Below are 20,207 nucleotides of genomic sequence, written 5' to 3' on the forward strand. Positions count from 1 at the left end.
TTCTCACCACTCACCACTCACCACTCACCCAAATGAGATCCACCCTCGACGCTACTTTTATCAATAAATTTTATGACCTATATCACTATTTAGCAAATAACTAATCTTCAATTTTGACCTATTCGGTTCTATATTTCATAGGTGTGAAGAAATAAAATGGAGTCGCTTTAAAAATGAAAGAATCTATTTTCTCCAAATATGTGATTCCCTTTATTCAATGGTATGCATTAATGATATTGATCGCAATTGCCATTGATTATTTTTTGCACCGTATGCATATTGTAAATCTTGGATTGTTTTTTGGATATGCAGGTACTTTTATTATTGTTTTATCTTTTATTTATTCTTTGCGAAAAAGAAAAATAATTTCAAGTGGTTCTCCAAAACAATTATTGCATCTGCATGAATATATGGCGTGGGCCGGTTCTATAATGATATTGGTACATGCCGGTATTCATTTTAATGCAATATTGCCCTGGCTTGCAATTTTGATGATGCTTATTACGGTAGCAAGCGGACTTATTGGTAAATTTTTATTAAAACGAGCAGTAGAGACATTAAAAGAAAAAAAGGCGGAGTTGATCAGTAGTGGAATGGATAAGCTTGAGGCAGATAAAAAATTATTTTTCGATAGTATCACTGTCGACCTCATGAAAAAATGGAGGGTGATTCATTTACCTGTTACTGCATTATTAGCAATACTGGTAATAATTCATTTGATCACAATTATAATATTCAGCTCATGAATAGAATTATTGTTTTCGGATTTACGGTATTAATGGGGGTCATAGTTTATAAATTCCCACATCCAATGATTAATCCCGGTGAGTTATTGGAAGCGCACCAGGATCTCAACAGCGAATGTATTTCATGTCATGCTCCTTTTTGGGGAATTGATGATAATAAATGCATCAGTTGTCATACCCTGGCAGATATTGGAAGAGATACCAGTTTAACAGATTCGATGCAAAAAAATGTTTTGTTCCATCAGGCCTTAAAAAATGTGGCCTGTATTTCTTGCCATACAGATCATCACGGTAAAATTCCAAGAGAGGATATCAGTGTTTTTAAACATGACCTTTTAAGTGGCACACTCATCAAAAATTGCATCAGTTGTCATGCGCAGCCCTCCGACAATTTACATTTATCACTTTCTACCGATTGTAATAAATGTCATACTACAACAAATTGGGAAAAAACAATAGCATTTGATCACAACTTAATAATATCCGATAAAAAAGAAAACTGTAATACCTGCCATGCTGCACCGAAGGATAAATTACATAGTACACTAACAGAGAGTAAATGCGGAACTTGTCATACTTCCACAGCCTGGACTCCCGCAACCTTCGATCACGATAAATATTTTATTCTTGATCGCCACCATAATGTGCAGTGCAATACATGTCATACAAATAATGATTTTACAACATACACCTGTTATGGATGTCATGAACATACTGCATCAAAAATGATAAGTGAACACCGGGAAGAAGGAATTTATAATATAACCGACTGCGCCTCGTGTCACAAAAGCGGCGATGAAGAAGATGCAAAAAGATCACCCTCAAATCAAAAGAAACTGAATAAAAAAGATACAGAGGATGTTAAAGGTTATATCGAATCAGAAGAAAAAAACAGAAAACGCAAAGAGAAAAAAGACGATGATGACGACTGATCACTCATTGCGTTTTACAATTAATAGTTAAGCGAACTGCAAAATATATAAATAAGTTAAGAGGATTAATAAGATCCGAATTTCACCGAAGTGTTTTCACCGGAATCCATATCCATTAAATTCAACAGGTATATTCCTGAAGCAAAATTCTGAAATGGAAATTTAAATTCATTTACTCCTGAGGATATATTATCAGCCTCGCTATAGATCAATTGTCCGTTAATATTTGTGATCGTAATTTTTCCTTTAAAGGATTTATTTGCTGTGATGGATGTAGTCAAAATATCACCTGAAATATAGGTATTTAAATTTTTTATTAAATGATTTTCTTCCACATTCGCAGGCAGATCTCCTACTAAAAATTCGTGTTCATAATAATTTCCCGCAAGCTCACACGACCAGGTCCACATGCCTTCGGGAACATCCGTTGGTATCGAATAGGTCCAATACCAATACGATGCAACATAATCACCCGGCTGATAAAAATCCCATTCATACCAAACGGAACCATCAGCTCTTTCAATTTTTAAATGGCAGAGATCAGTAGCACTCACATCCTTTGCATAAAAAGCAAAAATCGCATTATCACCGGGGATAAATTCATTTTTTGCATTAATATCTTCAAGCTCAGGGCAGGTATTAAAATCAGGAACTAAATTATGTGTTTGCATTCTGTTAATTACCGGAACTGAATATTCAGGTTGATCAGCCCACCAACTCTCCACATTAAATTCGTTACACACTCCTGCATAAGGATCAATTAAATTATCATCTGCATCATAAACCTCAAAATGTAAATGTGGTCCGGTAGAATTTCCGGAACTTCCAACCAATCCTAAAAATTCGCCGGCCTCCACCATATCACCCAAACCTTTATCGGTTAATGAACCATTTTTCATGTGACCATACCAGGCAATAGAGCCATCGTCGTGACGAACATATACTGCATTCCAAACAGAATTATTAAAAGCACAATTTTGATCAAAGCCCCCATCCGTTTTTGATACTATCATTCCCGGAGCTGCAGCTACAATTTTTACTGCACCCTCGGCCATTAGGTCCCAGCTAAAAGGCCATAAGAAATAATCTATTCCCGCATGATTATATCCGGCGTCAGTATCGTAAGTACGAGTTCCACAATTATAATCTGTGAGTACTCCAGGAAATGCAGGATTATGATCCACATAATTAGAAATACCATAAAAATTATATCCGGTAAATCCATCGTTCCATGCTAAGGGAAACTGCAATTCGAGGGAAGCTGTTTTATTATAATTGGGATTTATTTTTCCCTCAGAGATCAATAGCTGAATATTTGTATTGATCATTTGTTTGATCTCTTGTCGCTGCAATTCAGACATTTCATCCATTGCGGATAAAACATATTCACCACCTCCAAAATGCTCAATATTTTGGGCAGCCACAAATTGTGTTCCATAAACGAATAACAATAAAAAAGTAACTATTTTCATAAGAGTGATTTTATATGTTAGAATAAATTTAAACATCATTAAATTAAAAAAGTTTTTGCCTTTTCCAAAGCAGTGGAAATTCCTCCCGGATTTTTACCTCCGGCACTTGCAAAGAATTTTTGTCCGCCTCCACCACCATCAATTTCCTTGCCCAATTCCCGAATGATCTTAGCAGCATCATATCCTTTTTCATCCACTAAATTATCACTAATGATGATAGAAATATTTGCTTTCCCTTGAAGATCAGCAGCCAATACACAAAATAAATTTCCCGTTTCATTGCGCAGGTCAAAGGCTAATTTTTTTATCTGATCGGCATTGTCGAGATCAACCTTTGCACTGATATAATTATATCCGTTTACAGCAGTGATGGTTTTTAATAAATTATCTTTTAAACGCACTATTTTTTCAGACTGATATTTTTCTAATTCTTTTTTCAGCGAATTATTTTCTTCACTTAATGCGCTCACACTTTTTACAAGGTCAGCACCTTTAGTTATTTCTGATATTTGTTTTAAAGTGTGTAGGGTATCGTCAATATAATTTCCAACTACCTCACCGGTAATTGCTTCAATACGGCGAATGCCTGCCGCAACCGCACTTTCTGAAACAATTTTACAATATCCTATTTCACCGGTTGCTCCTACATGCGTTCCTCCGCAGAATTCTTTGCTGAAATTTTCATCTGCAATAACCACGCGAACACTTTCCCCATATTTTTCTCCGAACAACATCATCGCACCTAATTTTTGTGCTTCCGCTATCGGCATTACTTTAGTAATAACAGGAATATTTTCACGAATTTTTTTGTTGATGATATTTTCAATTTCCTTTAATTCGTCGTCTGATATTTTTGAAAAATGGGAAAAGTCGAATCGCAATCTGTCGGGACCAACATAACTTCCTTTTTGTTGTACATGTGTTCCCAAAACTGTTCTTAATGCTGCATGTAATAAATGTGTAGCTGTGTGATTATAAGTAATATCCGTTCTTCTTTTTTTATCTACAAGTGCTATTACATTTTTATCTGGATGTTCAGGTAACTTATCCGTAAAATGAATGATAAGATCGTTTTCTTTTTTTGTATCTACAACCTTTAATACATCTCCATTAATGGTAAGTGTTCCGGTATCACCTGTCTGACCACCACTCTCCGCATAAAAAGGAGTTTTATCTAAAACGATCTGGTATTGCGTTACATTTTTTGTTTTTACAGAACGCATTTTCACAATGGATGCTTCCGTTTCCAATTGGGTATATCCAACAAAGTTTACTTTATTGTTTTCCTGTATCACTTGCCAGTCGCCGGTTTCCATGCTTGTAGCATTTCTGCCTCTGTCTTTTTGTTTTTGCATTTCTGCATCAAAGCCAGCTTTATCAATGTTTAAACCACTTTCTCTTGCAAGCAATTCTGTAAGGTCATATGGAAATCCGAAAGTATCATATAATTCAAAAACAACATCTCCCGCAATAATATTTTTATTGGAAGCAATTAATTCTCTTTGAACATCTTCCAATCTTTTAATTCCATTTTCCAGGGTGCGTAAAAAAGATGTTTCTTCTTCAAAAATTACTTTTGCAACAAGTTCGCGTTGCGCATATAATTCAGGGAAAACATTTTTAAATTCATTTGCAAGTACATTCACCAATTCATTAAAAAATGGTTTCTTTAAATGCAGAAAACTGAATCCGTAACGGATTGCCCTTCTTAAAATTCTTCTTATCACATATCCTGCTCCTGTATTGGAAGGTAATTGTCCGTCGGCAATACAAAAACTGACTGCACGTATATGATCGCAAATTACGCGAATTGCAATATCTGTTTTTTCATCGGTACCATATTTAACATTACTCAGCAATTCCACCTTATTAATTAAAGGCATAAATACATCCGTATCGTAATTGGAAGATTTATTTTGCATTGCACGCACCAATCGCTCGAAACCCATTCCGGTATCAACATGTTTTGCAGGTAATTCTTCCAACGAACCATCTGCCTTTCTGTTGAACTGAATAAATACGTGATTCCATATCTCAATTACCTGGGGATCTCCGGTATTTACTAAAGTTGCACCATCCACATTTTTTCGTTCTTCCTCCGAACGCATATCGTAATGTATTTCACTACAAGGACCACAGGGACCTGTATCACCCATCTCCCAAAAATTATCCTTTTTATTTCCGTTTAAGATATGCGAAGGATCGATATATTTTTTCCATTCGTTATAAGCTTCACTATCAAATTCGAGGTTTTCACTTTTATCTCCCTCAAAAACCGTAACGTATAATTTTGATTTGTCCAGTTTAAAAACTTCGGTTAGCAATTCCCAACCCCAACCTATACTTTCTTTTTTAAAATAATCGCCAAAACTCCAGTTACCCAGCATTTCGAACATGGTGTGGTGATAGGTATCCACGCCCACCTCCTCCAGATCGTTGTGTTTTCCGGAAACGCGTAAACATTTTTGAGTATCGGCAATTCGGGGATATTCAATTTTTTTGTTGCCGAGGAAGAGGTCCTTGAACTGATTCATACCTGCATTGGTAAACATCAATGTAGGGTCATTTTTAACCACTATTGGTGCTGAAGCAACAATTTTATGCTGTTTGCTTTCAAAAAAATCCAGAAATTTTCTCCTTATCTCCTGCGATGTCATACTAACTTGATTGTTGATTCGTTTTTGGGTTTGTCGTTTTTTATTTAACTTCGTGTCCCCTCCCAATACACACAGCTATTTTTTCAAGCCACAAAATTAGGTAATCGAAGCCGCATGGCGAAGAAGGTAAAATATTTTTATAACCCATCCAATTTGCGCTTCGAGAAGCATGTTACCCCTCGCTGGGTATGGGCTATGCGCATTACGGGCTGGGTATGTACGGCGGCGGTTTTTGCTACAATTATAGTTTGGTTTGCCTATACCTATTTTGATTCTCCCAAAGAAAAATACCTCAAGAACCAGATCGCTGAAATGGAACTGGAAATGGAATTCATGAATAACAAGATGGATACCATGGGTGTTATTTTGGGCGAACTAGCCATGCGCGACGACAATATTTACCGTGTGATTTTTGAGGCAGAACCCGTTTCCAGAAATGAACGTATTGCAGGTATTGGAGGAAGTGAACGTTTTCAGCGTTTAAATAAACTCGACAATGCCGAATTATTAAAAAATACCGCATTAAAATTAGAGCTCATCAGACGCCAAATGGTAGTGCAATCAAAATCATTTGATGAAATAACAGTTTTGATAAGCGATAAAGAAAATTTATTGGAACATACTCCTTCTATTCAACCTGTTTCCAATAAAGATCTGGAGCGAATAGCATCCGGTTTCGGATGGCGTATTCACCCCATTTATAAATTCGCAAAATTTCATGAGGGTTTGGATTTTACAGCGCCAAAAGGAACAGATGTTTTTGCTACTGCGGATGGAACTATTATTCAGGCCGATAATAATTCGAGTGGATATGGAAATGTAATTGTAATTGATCATGGATATGGTTATAAAACCAGATATGCACATCTAAGTGCATTTAAAGCCAAAGCCGGACAAAAAGTTAAACGCGGAGAATTAATCGGCAAAGTTGGAAATTCCGGTCTATCCACCGCTCCCCATCTCCACTACGAAGTAGAAAAAGGCGGAATTAAAATTGATCCGATCAACTTCTTTTACAACGATCTTTCCGCAGAAGAATATCTTCGTATGATTGAACTTGCGAACAAATCAAATCAATCGTACGATTAATTGACAATTGATAATTGACAATTGATAATTGACAATTGATAATTAAACAGCCGACAAACACTTTAGAAAAAGACCTCTTTTTATGAATCGTGAGTCGTGAATCCATTCAACACTAGCCCCTCATACCCGAAGCATAATCATCCGGCCGACGACCTCACTACTCACCATTCACCACTCACCCCAATCTCCCGAAGCATAACCACCCGGCCGACGACACTCATTACTCCCGTCCGACCGGGTCATCCGGGCGGGCATAACTCATCACTCATTTTCTGAAACGTATTTTCACCCGAAGCCACAAGCATCAATGTTACAACCTGCCAACTGCTACTGCCAACTGCCACTACCTCTACTCGAAGCATAATTATCCGGCCGACGACACTCATCACTCATACCTCATCACTCATTCCCATTAATTTTGATATATTTGTAATCTCTTAAAGCTTATCCTTTCAACTTTAAAACAAACTGCTAATCATGCCTTACAAAGAAAAGGAAATAGAAAAAGTTTACTGGTCGATAGGGGAGGTTTCTGCTATGTTGGATATCAGTTTTGCGCAAATACGTTTATGGGAAAAAGAATTCACCGTTTTCGATCTCAAAAAAAACAAAAAAGGTGATCGTTATTTTGCAAAAAAAGATATCGAAAATCTCAAAATGATAAAATATCTCCTAAAAGAAAAAAAATACACCATAAAAGGCGCTCAGGAAAAACTAAAAACCGGTTTAACAAAATCAGATAATAATTTTCAGACAGTGGAAGGGTTGAAAAGGATAAGGGAGTTTTTGGTGGAGTTGAAAGAGAAGCTGTGAGCAGGAATACCATTTTACATCAGGATGTTTATATCGCTTACATTTCAAATCTCACTATAGGTAAATTAAATAAAAAGTTCATAGTTATTCAATAACAAATGTTTAAATTTTGCCTCCTTGTTATAAGTAATCTCGCATTGTGTATATCATGCCAAGGGCAAATTACTTTTAGTAAATTGTACTCGAATCTAGATCCCTATTCAACCTGGGGATATGCAATTGAACAAGATTCACCTTTTTATTATATTTTTGGGGGCGGTGGAGAATCCTATGATGGATTTCAATATATATCTACATTTTTAATTAAAACAGATACATTAGGCAATCAATTAACTTTTAAGAATTTTTCCAAGGAGCATGCTGCGTATTATGCAAGCAGACCTGGTGCTTTAAAAAAAATACATTCCGGCTTATTTTTAGCTGGCAGCACCTTGGCCGATACTGGCACTATGGGACTCTTATATTTATTTAATGGTGAGTGTGATACAATTTTTACAAAACGATTTAAAGGGGATGGATTTACTGCTTTTTATAACACCGATATAATTAACGATACAATTTATTTAATAGGCGCTACACGTGACACTCTAGGTAGTGAGGTTTTTTTATATCTGGTTGCATTGGATACTTTTGGTACTACATTATGGGAACAAAAAATTGGCAATGGAGTCAATGCAGAATTTGGTTTAAATGTTGACCATTTTACAAATGGCAATCTGCTTCTTAGTGGTTCTGTTGATTATGACGATACTGGCATGGTTACTGACGGTAAGATTTATAAGACGAACAGAAGTGGAGATCCCTATTTTTCAAAAACCTATGGAACACCATTTGATGATAGTCATCAATATGCAAAAGTTTCTATTAATAATAAAAGCATACTTGTTCAACAAGCTATAGATACAATAATAAATATAGGTGATGTTGAATATCCTCGCTTTGTCGGCAAAATGGATACAAGCGGGAACTATATTTGGCGAACCTTTTTAAATAAACCTATATTTTTAGATCTATGGAATTTGTGGGAAAATGTTGATGGCACCGTCGTAGCTTGCGGCACAACAAAACCCGATTCATTAGAAAACTTGCATGGTTTTATTACAAAGTTGGATTCTAACGGTATAATTCTTTGGGAAAGAACCTACACTACCGATAATTATTATGATGCCTATTTTTTTGATGTTCAACAAACTCCTGATAAAGGGTTTATCATTTCAGGCAGTGCGGTGGGTGACATTCTTGGAGAACCCAATCAACAAATGTGGCTGGTAAAATTAGATAGTATGGGTTGCTTAGAGCCAGGTTGTGCAGATACTTTTACTTCCATAAATCCCATTTTAATTCAGAATGCAATGTTTACCATTTACCCAAACCCAATTAGTAACACCGCCACCGCAGAAATTCATATCCCTGAAAATTTTACCATTATCCCCGGGGAAAAATTATTTTTAAACATCTATGATCTCAACGGAAAATTAGTGGATAGTTATACTAATATATCCGTGCAAAATCCAAATGAAGTGATACGGTTTAATATTTACAACAAAAATCTCCCATCTGGAATTTATGAAGCAGCTTTATTTTATGGGGGAATTAAGTTGGGAGTGATGAAGTTGCAATACACTGATTAAATGGTCTGATGAACAGCCAAAAAATGTACCGATGTACCGATGAACAGCCGCCTTTTAGTAAGCCTTGAAATTAGATATACTAAACTAATTTTACAATTACATTTTCTCTGGGTAAAAAAAAATTAACCACAAAGGTCACAAGGGAACACACAAAGGACACAAGGTTTCTTTCCCCTTCGAAGCCAAAATTTTCCTCCCCAGCAGTTCGTGGCTGTTCCATTTGCTAATTGGCTAATTTGCTAATTATTTTCCCCCCTCCGAAGCCAAAATTTTCCTCCCCAGCAGTTCGCGGCTGTTCCATTTGCTAATTGGCTAATTGGCTAATTATTATTTTCCCCTCCGAAGCTAAAATTATCATCCCGACCAGTTCGCGGCTGTTCATCGGTACATTATCACATTGGTACATCGGTACATTTTTGCCTTTCAAAAATAAAAGTACTTCAAAACCTCATTCATCCTCACCCCAACAGAAAAGTAAAATTCATCCCTATCATAGGGATCGATTTCATTATTTAATTTGCGATAGGTAATTCGTGTGTCGATAAATACATTGTGCCAGAATTGAAAGGAGAGGATGAGATCGTTAAGTAATAGTGTATTTTTTACACCTTGCCCAATGAAATTACCATATACATTTTCGTAGGTGTTGTAGTCGAGAAAAATGTTGCTGCCCCAGTTACTGGTGAGTGTGTCGGAACCAAATGCAGATAGAATTAAATTATTGGAGATCGTAAATTTTGGGATGGGTTGATACCAGAGGGAAATTATATTTTCACTGAAATTTGCACCGAGTGGGTGTGCTATTGCCTGGGCATAATGCGTGTAACTGGAACCATTTTCGTCGTCGTAGGAATAGGTGTAGGGTTTTGCAAAATTGTGTTCAAATTGTATATCGAGATTGGAAATATTAAATACATCGATATATTTTAATCCTGCCTGTGCGGCATATTTATTTCCCCACCAACCATCACCGGCTAACAATTCTCCGAAAACAAATTCATCCAATACCACTTGTCCGTAAAAGGAAAAACGCTGCAAAAAATTCCACTTCCAGTTTAATCCCAGTAAAACATTATCACTGCTGCCCAAACCACTTTCCACAGCGCGATAAAATATGATGGGGTTGAGATAGTTTAATTCAAATCCCTTTACATTTCCGAAATAATCTGTCCTGTCAAAAATTACTGATTCAAAGGCTCCCAGGGTAAATGTTTTAGTAATGGGAACACTTAAATGATGTATGGTAGCATATTTTTTTTGAATTAAACTATTGTAGATATTCGAACCATCATAATTTGCCAATTCGATAAATATGTTTTGATAATTAAATCTTCCAATTCGGGTATTTATTTTTAGTAATAATTGATCTTTACTGTTATCGCTCCAGATCATACTTCTAATTCCATCGCCAATAAATATTTTATCCTGACCAAATTGAAATGCGATATGTTCTGTGGCATTGAAGGTGAAATATCCTCGTGCAACTAAATAATCAACTCCTGTGGTCTTGAATTTTTTTACCACGCCTTCTCCCGGAACAACCTGAGGTGCGGCATTTGTTCTCTCCTGAACATATCGCGGTAGTTGTGCTTGATTGTCGCTGGCATAAAAATAAAATCCCACCTTATTATCTATACTGCCTCTTATTTCTATTCCACGGGTATTTACAAATTTTAATCCACTGGTGTCGGAGGATGATCCAAAGGAATTGTGTATCACCGGATTCACCCGAACGGTCAAATATTGATAAAAAGTGGCAGGACTTCTATAAAAAAAGTTTTTAATGGAACCGGTATAATAATTTTCTTTGTCGCAGAAACAAAATTCTTCATTATCGGCACATAAATAATTCGTGTTGAATTTATCTTTTTTGTTAAGAGAATCATATCCCGAATAAGCAAGTGTAAGTCCGCTGATATTTTCCCTTAAATAGGGTTTTGTGGAGGTATTGAGAAATTGATATGCATTTTTATATTTAATGTCCATGCGATCCACCAAATGGTAGCTGTAACTATTGAGCGGAATGTAAGTATTGCCCGATTGGGGTAAAACAACTTCACTTTGAGCAATCAAACGAAAGCTGCTTAATGCCATACAAATTAGGCTCAAACCCTTAATTATTTTAATTTTGTATGTGTTATTTCTCAACAGGCACGACATTTGAAATTGTATCTTTAAATTTAACGCAGAGTTAAGGAAAAAATTGAACATGAAAAAACTACTTTATAGCATTTTACTGATTTCACAGTCGCTTACAGCACAAAATCTCGGTTTTAACGGGGCGGGTTTCTTCGAAAATTACGATGCCGACGTGGAAAAATATTTATTGGAAATGAATCAACCCTTTACTTTGAGAGTTCCGGGTGGTGCAATTTCTAAATTCCATGACCCATATAATGTAAAAAGTGGTTGGGGAATGACGGAAGCAAATATAAAAGATTGGTTCAATAAAACTGGTTTCGACGAGGATGGAAATGGTTTGGAAAAATGGTTGCGCAAAGCAGGTGAACAACCCGACCACAGTTTTTTGGAAGATATGATAAAACTTCAAAAAACTTTTCCGCAAATGCAGGTAATTTATGTTTTAAATGTATTGAACAGCACACCGGAAAAAAATATGCAGGCAATTCGATATTTAATGCAAAATAAAGTGAATGTGGTGGGAGTGGAGGCAGGAAATGAAGTGTATGGAAAATATGCATCATTTGCAGAATATGTAAACGACTTTGAACCCATTTTTAAATTAATGGAAAAGGAATATCCTCAAATAAAATTGGGATTGGTTGCGGGAGCAAATACCGGAAGAAAAGATATTGTGCAATGGAATGAAGATCTTTCCAAATATAAAGGAAATTACGATGCTGTTATCATGCATTATTATTATACCCAAAAAGAATTGAGTGAAGTGTACGACATGATCCCTTTGCGATCAGAATATATGGGTGAGGACACAAAAAGGGCGGATCTGGAAAAAGCATATCAGAAAGCTGCCGAACAATTACTTACAAAAAAACTTTTTATTGAAGGAATAAATTATGCGGATCAGAAATTCCCCGGTAAAAAAATATGGGTCACCGAATGGAATACCAAACCTTCTGAAATGTTGGGAAATACTTTGGTGAATGGTGCATGGCAATTTAAAGAAATGGTGGAATTGCGCGATAGAATAGAATATTTTTGTGTGCACAATGGTGTTGGTCCTGATAAATATGGCATGATCACAAAAAGTAATAAATACGACAGTGAATCCAAAACCATGTTAAAAAGAACAGGTTATTGGGCATATATTTTAGCATCAGAAACAGACAATGGAATTTCACTTACTAAAGAAACAAAGTATACACTTAAAGCAGATAACGATAAAAAAGTATATTATTATTTTACCAATATGAACGAAGCATTTTCTGCTAACATTGATAAAAATAATCTGAATGTTGAAAGTGCAACAATTCATTATTTATCCGGAAAACATCTCTACAGTGCAGCCGGCACCACCGGATATATGGGTAAAGGTTCGAAGCCTACTTATGAGATCAAAGGAATTAAAACGGAGAGCTTTTCAGGGACAATTCCTGCGAATTCGTTTGGGTATGTTGTATATGTGTTGAAGTGAACATAAATCGTCGTTCCATTCTGGTAAAACTGTGGGAACTCCGGCCGAAAATTTTCGCTGCAGAGTTACCGAAGGAACTCTGCAGCAGGGTTATGTTGGTGTATCATTAAACTTGAACATCACACCTTCGCATCCACAGAGTTCGCTGCGCGTAACTCTGTGGGGACACATTTAAATTGACAATTGACAATTGACAATTGACAATTTGTCGCCGGCATGATGATTTTCCTCCGCATCCACAGAGTTCGCTGCGCGTAACTCTGTGGGGACAGTCTCGGGGTGGTGAACCCAGAACTCAGAACTCAGAACCCAGAACTGTAACATGTAGTGATCGACTCAGGAGATCTACTACATGTCAGAACTCATTTCCTTCAACTTGTTCAAAACCAGATCCGGAACATAAATAAAATCATCGCTGTGATATTCATTTCTTATCAATGCATCGTGAACTTCATGCGATAGAACTACCGGTAAATATTCCTGTAAATTTGTTGCAAGAGATTCCCGCTCAACTTGTTCGTCATAAAGATCGTAGCCAACAACTACCGTATATTTATTTTCCGGATCATCTATATATCCGAATTCTTTTAATCTTTCATAAAATCTGGTTTTATATGCCGCGCCACCATCTACAGAGGAGCGGAAAAATATACGTCGATCGGGAAATTTTTTGAGAATAGTTTCTATTACCAGATCTGTTGCATCAATAACGATTATCTTTTCAAATCTTTTTTGCACCGATTCCAGTGATACTAATTCGATAGTACCATCCAATACACCTTTTATATTTTCCGTTTGAATACAACTTGTTTGTTTTTTATCGCCTACAATAATAATGCGTTTGGCAGGCCAACCTTTTATTTTTTCTATATCGCGAATTGCCTGAATAACCACTTCCACTTTTTCGGGCGAGAGATCGTATTGTCCGGGTCCCGGTAAAAATATTTCCGTGTCGATTATTGGAAACATAACATATTCACCACAATTATATGCATCGGCCAGATCTAATGTATTTTGAAGCGAATTAAATGTGCTCGAAGGGTTGTAATACAACCAATGAGAAGTATAGTGTTGTGTATGTGTTGCGAGAATAATGGAATCTTCAGGGTCGCAATTTTTTCCGAATTGTTCCGCAATAAAATCACCGTTGCCTACAAATAATAAACTATGTCCTTCTTTTAAATTATAATTTACAATTCCTTTTGTGATTCTTTCCTGTAAAATAACTTTAGCATCGTTTACCTTATCTAACCAAGTTTTTTTTCTGATATATTCCACTACTTTTTTAATGCCTATAACCCCAAAAGAATATAAAATAACATTGGGAATATGATATATGATATTATTCTTTTCTATAGGCTCTCCAATAATGCTCCAGATATAATCAACTCCGGCCGCAAGTCCCTCCGACATATTTGTCCAGGCAGGTAAATGACTTACCAGATTTTCATAAAATGCAGGAAATCCCGCCATGCTCATTCCTAAAATGATAGAACCAGGAAGAGCAATGGTAGCCAATATCTTGTGAAGTTTTGATTCCTTTTCAGGCACCTCAAATGCTGATAAAAGGTCGGCTTCAACAGGAGAGATGGGTTTGTTATCCCTGACTCTTGCCGCTATATCCAATAGTTGTTTTACCTTAGCTGAGGGAGTTTTTGTTGTTTCCATAATGAACAAATTTAGTGATTGCCTGTAACAAAACAAGGGTTGTGAAACGTTATATACAAAATAGAGATCCACACAGATTTAAAAAGCCTATTATTTTGAAGGTCAAACAAAGAGAAATTTCAATTATTTTTCTAATTTAATGGTTTGTATATTTGATTATAATTTCCATTGTAAAATTACCTTTGGTCAAGAATCTAAATCAATTAACGCAACAAAACAATTAGTTAAAATAAATTAATATGAGCAAAGGAAAGTTTAGTTTGAAAGAATATTCAACTTTGGCGGGGGTTATTTTAACATGTGGAAAATTGAGTATGGGGCAGGTAATATATACTGACCTGGAACCAGATATTATTCTTGATGCAGGGAATTTGTATATAGATTTAGATGATAATTTAATTAATGATTTCAATTTTAAAAAAATTATATTGCAAAACTCTAACACATCAGATATAATATGTTACTCCACAGCTATTTTTGGATTTACTTGTGTCAATACTGGAAATTCCATAATTGGAACAGAAGTCATCCTTGGAAATGATATTGTAAGTCCTTTGAATTACGGTGATCCAATTAATAATTCAGCACAATTTAATGATGATTATTGGCAATATATTACATTAAAGGATCGTGAAATTGGTTGTCTATATTCCAACCCACTTAGTCCTTGGGACTACGCAAACTTGGGAAACTGGGCTGCTAGTATAGACGAAAATAAGTATATTGGAGTCAAATTCAAAGGGGAAGATGAAAATTGTGTGTATTATGGTTGGGTTAGATGTGTTTTGTCAGATTCATTAGATATACTAACAATTAAAGACTTTGCGTATAATAGTAATTGTGGAACTGGATTAATAGCGGGAATGTTAATAACGGAAACGGAGAATAAAATAATTATCGAACCGCATATCAGATTAGTTGGGGATGAGATATTTATTGAAATTGATGAAAGTCAAGTAAATGCCAATTGTAAAGTAGTCAATCTCGCAGGGCAAGTCGTTAAAAGTGTTAACTTATCTAGTGCAATATCAATATTCAATATTGCAGATTTACCTTCTGGTATTTTAATTTTCAAACTTTATGATGCCAATTTAAGTTACACTAAAAAAGTTTTCTTAAAATAATTATTTTTCACTCATGAAATATTATTATATTATCTATTAGACGTAAATCATGAAATTTGAGAATTTTAATACGAGAGTTGGTTAGGAGAATGCGCAAGAAATAATAGGATGGTCTGCAATTCAAATCTTGAAAACTCTAAATACAGATTTATTGGCACAAGAATTGTTTTCACGGATTTAAGTTCTATCTATGGTAAGTCAGCAACAGAAGATACAGCACCTCTATTTGAGAGCCGGATTCGGCGAAACACCAGCCGTTATCAAACAAAAATTAAATACACCGATCGAAAAATTGGTGGATGAATTATTTGCCGATTCAAAACAATATCGATCTCTCACCCTTCTCGAAGATCCTGCTAAAGGAAAAGAAGTTTCCAATGTCAGAATACTCATTATGATATTGCGCAGTCAGGAACAAATGCGTGATCTCAATAATGAATGGGTGAGAATGATAAGCACTTCTAAAGCGCATTTAAGAGAGAAGATGACCATTTTCTGGCATGATCATTTTGCTACATCCACACAGCTTGCATATTTAATGCAAATTCAAAATAATACTTTGCGAAAAAACGCACTGGGCAAATTCGATAAATTATTACATGCCATTGCTCGTGATCCTGCAATGATAATTTATCTGAATAATCAGCAAAATAAAAAGGATGCACCTAACGAAAATTTTGCGAGAGAGGTGATGGAATTATTTACTTTGGGGGAAGGAAATATTTATACGGAAAAAGATATTAAAGAAGCTGCACGTGCTTTCACAGGTTGGACCGTAAATAAAAAAGGAGAATTTGAGATCGTTGATAAGGATCACGACAATGATGAAAAAGAATTTTTGGGAAGAAAAGGAAATTTTAACGGAGATGATATTATCAATATGTTGTTGGAGGAAAAACAAACTTCAAGATATGTTGTAACAAAAATTTATAAGGAGTTTGTGAGTGATATAGTTGATGCTGATAGAGTGGAAAAATTAACGGAAGATTTTTACACTGGAGGGTTCGATATCAGCAAATTAATGCGGAGTATTTATACTTCCGATTGGTTTTATGAAGAAAAGAACATAGGTGCTAAAATTATGTCGCCGGTGGAATTATTAATTAGATATAAATCATTGATAGCTTTAGATTTTAAAGAGGATAAAGCACAATTAAATTTACAAAAGGTTTTGGGGCAGATATTATTTTTTCCTCCCAACGTGGCTGGTTGGCCCGGCGGACGAAATTGGGTGGATAGTGCAACGTTGATGTTGCGCATGAATTTTCCAACCAGAATAGTACAGGGTGGAGGATTGGACATAAGACCTAAACCCGAATTTGAAGATGCTCCTGAAGATGAAAATGTATTGAAATCAAAAAAGAAAGCGGAGGTAATTTCTGATTGGTCGAAAATTGTGAATGTGTTTAAAAATGTAAAAAAGGAAGAATTGACTGAAACAGTTCTTCAATATTTTATACAGGCTCCAAAAAATAATATTGACACTGCCCTTATCGAACAATATATTGATAATTCCACCGATGAAAAAAGAATTATCAGTACTGTTGGAATTGTAATGTCGTTACCCGAATTTCAATTGATCTAATATGAAAAGTACCAGAAGAGATTTTATCAGATATTCCGGACTTGCTTCGGCAAGTTTGTTGATGCCAAAATTTTTACGTGCCTCGTCGGGTTTTTTACCTGCAGATGTTCGACCAAAAGTGCTGGTGGTAATTCAGTTTTCAGGAGGTAACGACGGATTAAATTGTATTGTACCTTTTACAGATGATCTGTATCAAAAAAACAGACCTAATATTGGTTACAGCAAGGAAGAACTCATTCGATTGAGTAGCGATATTGGTATGAATGCAAATTTGCAGGGACTAGCCGATCTTTTTTTTGATGGAGATGTGGTTTTAATTAATAATGTTGGTTATCCAAATCCCAATCGTTCACATTTCAGATCAATGGACATATGGCAAACTGCAAGTGATGAAAATCAATATTTGCAAACCGGATGGATAGGAAGAATTTTGGATTCCACCTGTAACAATAATTGTGTGAAACCACATTTTGCAATGGAAATTGACGACAGTGTGAGTCTTGCATTAAAAGGAAGTTTAATGAGTGGATTTGCCGTGCGTGATCCTAAACAATTAAAAAATGTAAATCAAAATCCTTTTATTGATTCCATAGCGCATGCAAATTTTAAGGAGAGTGACGATCATCCGAATGTGGAATATCTGCATAAATTATTAACGGATACTGCGGAGAGTACAGATTATATTTATGAGCAATCGAAAAAATATGCAAGTACAGCTGTATATCCCACAAATGAATTCGGCAATCAACTTAAAACCATTGCTGAATTAATTATATCAGAAACCAATACTTCCATTTATTATGTATCCTTAAGCGGCTTTGATACGCATGCATTACAAAGAGGTCAACAGGAGCGCCAATTAAAAGTTTATTCCGACGGATTAAAAGCATTTTGTACAGATCTCAAAATCAACAATAAATTTAAAGACACCATGATCATGACCTTTTCAGAATTTGGTAGAAGGGTGGAAGAAAATGCAAGTAAGGGCACCGATCACGGAACTGCAAATAATATTTATCTTATCAGTGGCGGATTAAAACAAGGTGGAATGATGAATGACATGCCGGATCTTTCCAAATTAGAGGATGGAGACCTGATACATCAAATGGATTTCCGTTCGGTTTATTCCACCATTATGAATAAATGGCTGAATGTGGATGCAGGGAAAATTTTGGATAAGAGTTTTCCGCAGTTGGATTTTTTATAAATCCTGAATAAGAAATAAAGAAATTAATTCCGACTGTTAACCGTTTTATTTTTTAACCGGTTAAGCACCTTTTCCCATAATATTTCGTAAGGGATAATTTCCCATTCATTCACTGTAGTATTTCCTTCCGGATCACCTTCCTGCATTTTGCGGAGATATTTATGGGCCATTTGTTTGGTGCGTTCGTATCCGAAATCTTCTTTTACTAGGGTAAGCAACATTTTTAGAAAAAGACTGCTTCGGTAACTGTCGTCTTTGCGCAGGTATCTGCTGCAATAAACATTCATTGCTTCAGAGCGATTGATGATATTGGTATATTCACCTTTTTCCAGCATATAAATGATCTGAATAACGAGAATGGAAACGTTATAACCTTTTTTGTCTTTTGTAAAGTTTGGAACTTCATTTAAAAACTTAAGCAAACGGAATTTTCTTTTGGTAGGATCGTTACTCAATAATTCGCGATCAAGATTTTCCGTTTCGAAAACATAATTGATATATGCCTCAAATATTTTCCACTTTTCTTTTCTTTCCTCATTTGTATATATAAAACGCTGATGATTTATCACCTTGATATATATAGCTGCCGCATTGATATAATTTTCGGTATGCATAGCAAGCAGAAAATAATATTCCAGAAATACGAACCAGTTATTACTACCTTCCTGAACAAGATCTAAACATTTCTCTGCATTTTTTCTTCCGTTCTCATAATCGCGCAATTGTAAATAGGAACTGATCTTTATCAATGCCAGATTTGCGAGTTTTATTTTTTGGTTGAAATTAGGATTACTTTCTAAATAATTTTCAGCTTCTTCGCAGATCTTTATGGTCTGCTTAAAATTACTTTTTATTTGAGTATTGAGAATTCCTATCTGATATTTTAAAAAGTGTAATTGGAAGCTATCGGAATGTTGACATAATTTAGTTACCTCCTCATAATATTTGTCCGCTATATGAGAAAGTTCATTTGCACTAACTGCAGAAGTGGCAAAATTGATCGTCAGGCGTTGATACATTTCTTCAGCCTTGATCTCCTCTTCCAGATTTTTGAGTGCCTTTCCCGTTAATTCAGCAAACTCTTCATATTCTTTATCGTTGCCACTTAAACTTGCATTGCTCATTAATATTCTTGAGCAATTAAGTATAATATCTGAAAATTTATAGGAAATTGCTACCGCTAAAGTTTTGGAGGCAATTTTAATAGCTGCATTCCTGGCTCCGCTGTTTAAAAGGATCCTGATCTGCGCCCAATTTTTATTGCAGGTATAATTTGCACGGTGATAGTCTGAAAAGGAAGGATCGTTGCTGTCTAAAAAGAATAAGGTATTAAGTAAACGTTTCGAAAAACGAGATTTGAGTTGCCGGTACTTATCATCTAATGGAGAGGTATTATATAAATACATTGCAGCCTCTTCATCGTTATTAAATTTATCGTTTACTAATCCTTCATAAAACTCGTTGAACTTACTATCCTTTCTATTTAATAGCGTTTTATCAAAGATCTCAATTTTGGAGATCCGCTTTTTGGTCACAACCTTGCTGATTTCTATCAAATTTTTCATATGGAATGAACTTCAAAGGGGTTAGTGTATTACGTTAAATTGTCGTGTTTATAGGCATTTACAGATTATTAACAACATGTAAACTTTTATTACCTGTCACAAATA

The 20,207-nt window shown here is 35.5% G+C and carries 14 protein-coding genes; 9 read left to right on the forward strand and 5 right to left on the reverse strand.

The window, feature by feature from the left end:
• Positions 1 to 173 precede the first annotated feature (173 nt).
• Together IPI31_08645 and IPI31_08650 are read left to right on the forward strand one after the other, a co-directional pair.
• Positions 174 to 746: a hypothetical protein gene (locus IPI31_08645; GenBank protein MBK7567883.1), complete on the forward strand. Its 573-nt coding sequence runs from the start codon at positions 174 to 176 to the stop codon at positions 744 to 746.
• Positions 743 to 1,678, forward strand: a complete 936-nt coding sequence (locus IPI31_08650) for a class III cytochrome C family protein (GenBank protein MBK7567884.1) — start codon at positions 743 to 745, stop codon at positions 1,676 to 1,678. Before IPI31_08645 ends, IPI31_08650 begins: the two co-directional genes overlap by 4 nt.
• 65 nt (positions 1,679 to 1,743) lie before the next feature.
• Here IPI31_08650 and IPI31_08655 read toward each other — a convergent pair whose 3' ends face one another.
• Positions 1,744 to 3,150, reverse strand: a complete 1,407-nt coding sequence (locus IPI31_08655) for a peptidoglycan DD-metalloendopeptidase family protein (protein ID MBK7567885.1) — start codon at positions 3,148 to 3,150, stop codon at positions 1,744 to 1,746.
• Positions 3,151 to 3,188: 38 nt separating this feature from the next.
• Positions 3,189 to 5,807 carry an alanine--tRNA ligase gene (gene alaS / locus IPI31_08660; protein ID MBK7567886.1) on the reverse strand — a complete coding sequence of 873 codons (2,619 nt, stop codon included), beginning with the start codon at positions 5,805 to 5,807 and terminating at the stop codon, positions 3,189 to 3,191.
• A gap of 114 nt (positions 5,808 to 5,921) precedes the next feature.
• Between alaS and IPI31_08665 the strand changes: the two genes are divergently transcribed.
• The 3 genes from IPI31_08665 to IPI31_08675 all read left to right on the forward strand — a co-directional run bounded on the left by IPI31_08665 (position 5,922) and on the right by IPI31_08675 (position 9,340).
• Entirely contained in the window at positions 5,922 to 6,896 is a 975-nt protein-coding gene (locus IPI31_08665) for a M23 family metallopeptidase (protein ID MBK7567887.1), read from the forward strand.
• Positions 6,897 to 7,373: 477 nt separating this feature from the next.
• On the forward strand, positions 7,374 to 7,709 hold the full coding sequence (locus tag IPI31_08670; protein ID MBK7567888.1) for a MerR family transcriptional regulator: 336 nt from the start codon (positions 7,374 to 7,376) through the stop codon (positions 7,707 to 7,709).
• A gap of 176 nt (positions 7,710 to 7,885) precedes the next feature.
• A complete protein-coding gene (locus tag IPI31_08675; GenBank protein ID MBK7567889.1) occupies positions 7,886 to 9,340 on the forward strand; it encodes a T9SS type A sorting domain-containing protein in 1,455 nt (484 codons plus the stop codon).
• 423 nt (positions 9,341 to 9,763) lie between these two features.
• On the opposite strand, the gene IPI31_08680 is transcribed toward IPI31_08675, so the two are convergent.
• A complete protein-coding gene (locus IPI31_08680; protein MBK7567890.1) occupies positions 9,764 to 11,434 on the reverse strand; it encodes a hypothetical protein in 1,671 nt (556 codons plus the stop codon).
• Positions 11,435 to 11,549: 115 nt separating this feature from the next.
• Between IPI31_08680 and IPI31_08685 the strand changes: the two genes are divergently transcribed.
• A complete protein-coding gene (locus tag IPI31_08685) occupies positions 11,550 to 12,953 on the forward strand; it encodes a hypothetical protein (GenBank protein ID MBK7567891.1) in 1,404 nt (467 codons plus the stop codon).
• Positions 12,954 to 13,301: 348 nt separating this feature from the next.
• On the opposite strand, the gene IPI31_08690 is transcribed toward IPI31_08685, so the two are convergent.
• Positions 13,302 to 14,621 (reverse strand): hypothetical protein, encoded by a 1,320-nt coding sequence (locus IPI31_08690; GenBank protein MBK7567892.1) that lies wholly within the window; start codon positions 14,619 to 14,621, stop codon positions 13,302 to 13,304.
• Between the two features lie 239 nt (positions 14,622 to 14,860).
• Between IPI31_08690 and IPI31_08695 the strand changes: the two genes are divergently transcribed.
• The 3 genes from IPI31_08695 to IPI31_08705 all read left to right on the forward strand — a co-directional run bounded on the left by IPI31_08695 (position 14,861) and on the right by IPI31_08705 (position 18,537).
• On the forward strand, positions 14,861 to 15,745 hold the full coding sequence (locus tag IPI31_08695; GenBank protein ID MBK7567893.1) for a T9SS type A sorting domain-containing protein: 885 nt from the start codon (positions 14,861 to 14,863) through the stop codon (positions 15,743 to 15,745).
• 190 nt (positions 15,746 to 15,935) lie between these two features.
• Positions 15,936 to 17,330, forward strand: a complete 1,395-nt coding sequence (locus tag IPI31_08700) for a DUF1800 domain-containing protein (protein ID MBK7567894.1) — start codon at positions 15,936 to 15,938, stop codon at positions 17,328 to 17,330.
• A gap of 1 nt (position 17,331) precedes the next feature.
• The gene (locus IPI31_08705; GenBank protein ID MBK7567895.1) at positions 17,332 to 18,537 is read left to right on the forward strand and encodes a DUF1501 domain-containing protein; all 1,206 of its coding nucleotides are present in this window, start codon (positions 17,332 to 17,334) and stop codon (positions 18,535 to 18,537) included.
• 23 nt (positions 18,538 to 18,560) lie between these two features.
• Here IPI31_08705 and IPI31_08710 read toward each other — a convergent pair whose 3' ends face one another.
• On the reverse strand, positions 18,561 to 20,102 hold the full coding sequence (locus IPI31_08710) for a hypothetical protein (GenBank protein MBK7567896.1): 1,542 nt from the start codon (positions 20,100 to 20,102) through the stop codon (positions 18,561 to 18,563).
• Between the last annotated feature and the right edge of the window lie 105 nt (positions 20,103 to 20,207).

Source organism: Bacteroidota bacterium (assembly GCA_016706865.1).
In the GTDB taxonomy this organism is placed as follows: Bacteria; Bacteroidota; Bacteroidia; order Chitinophagales; family BACL12; genus UBA7236.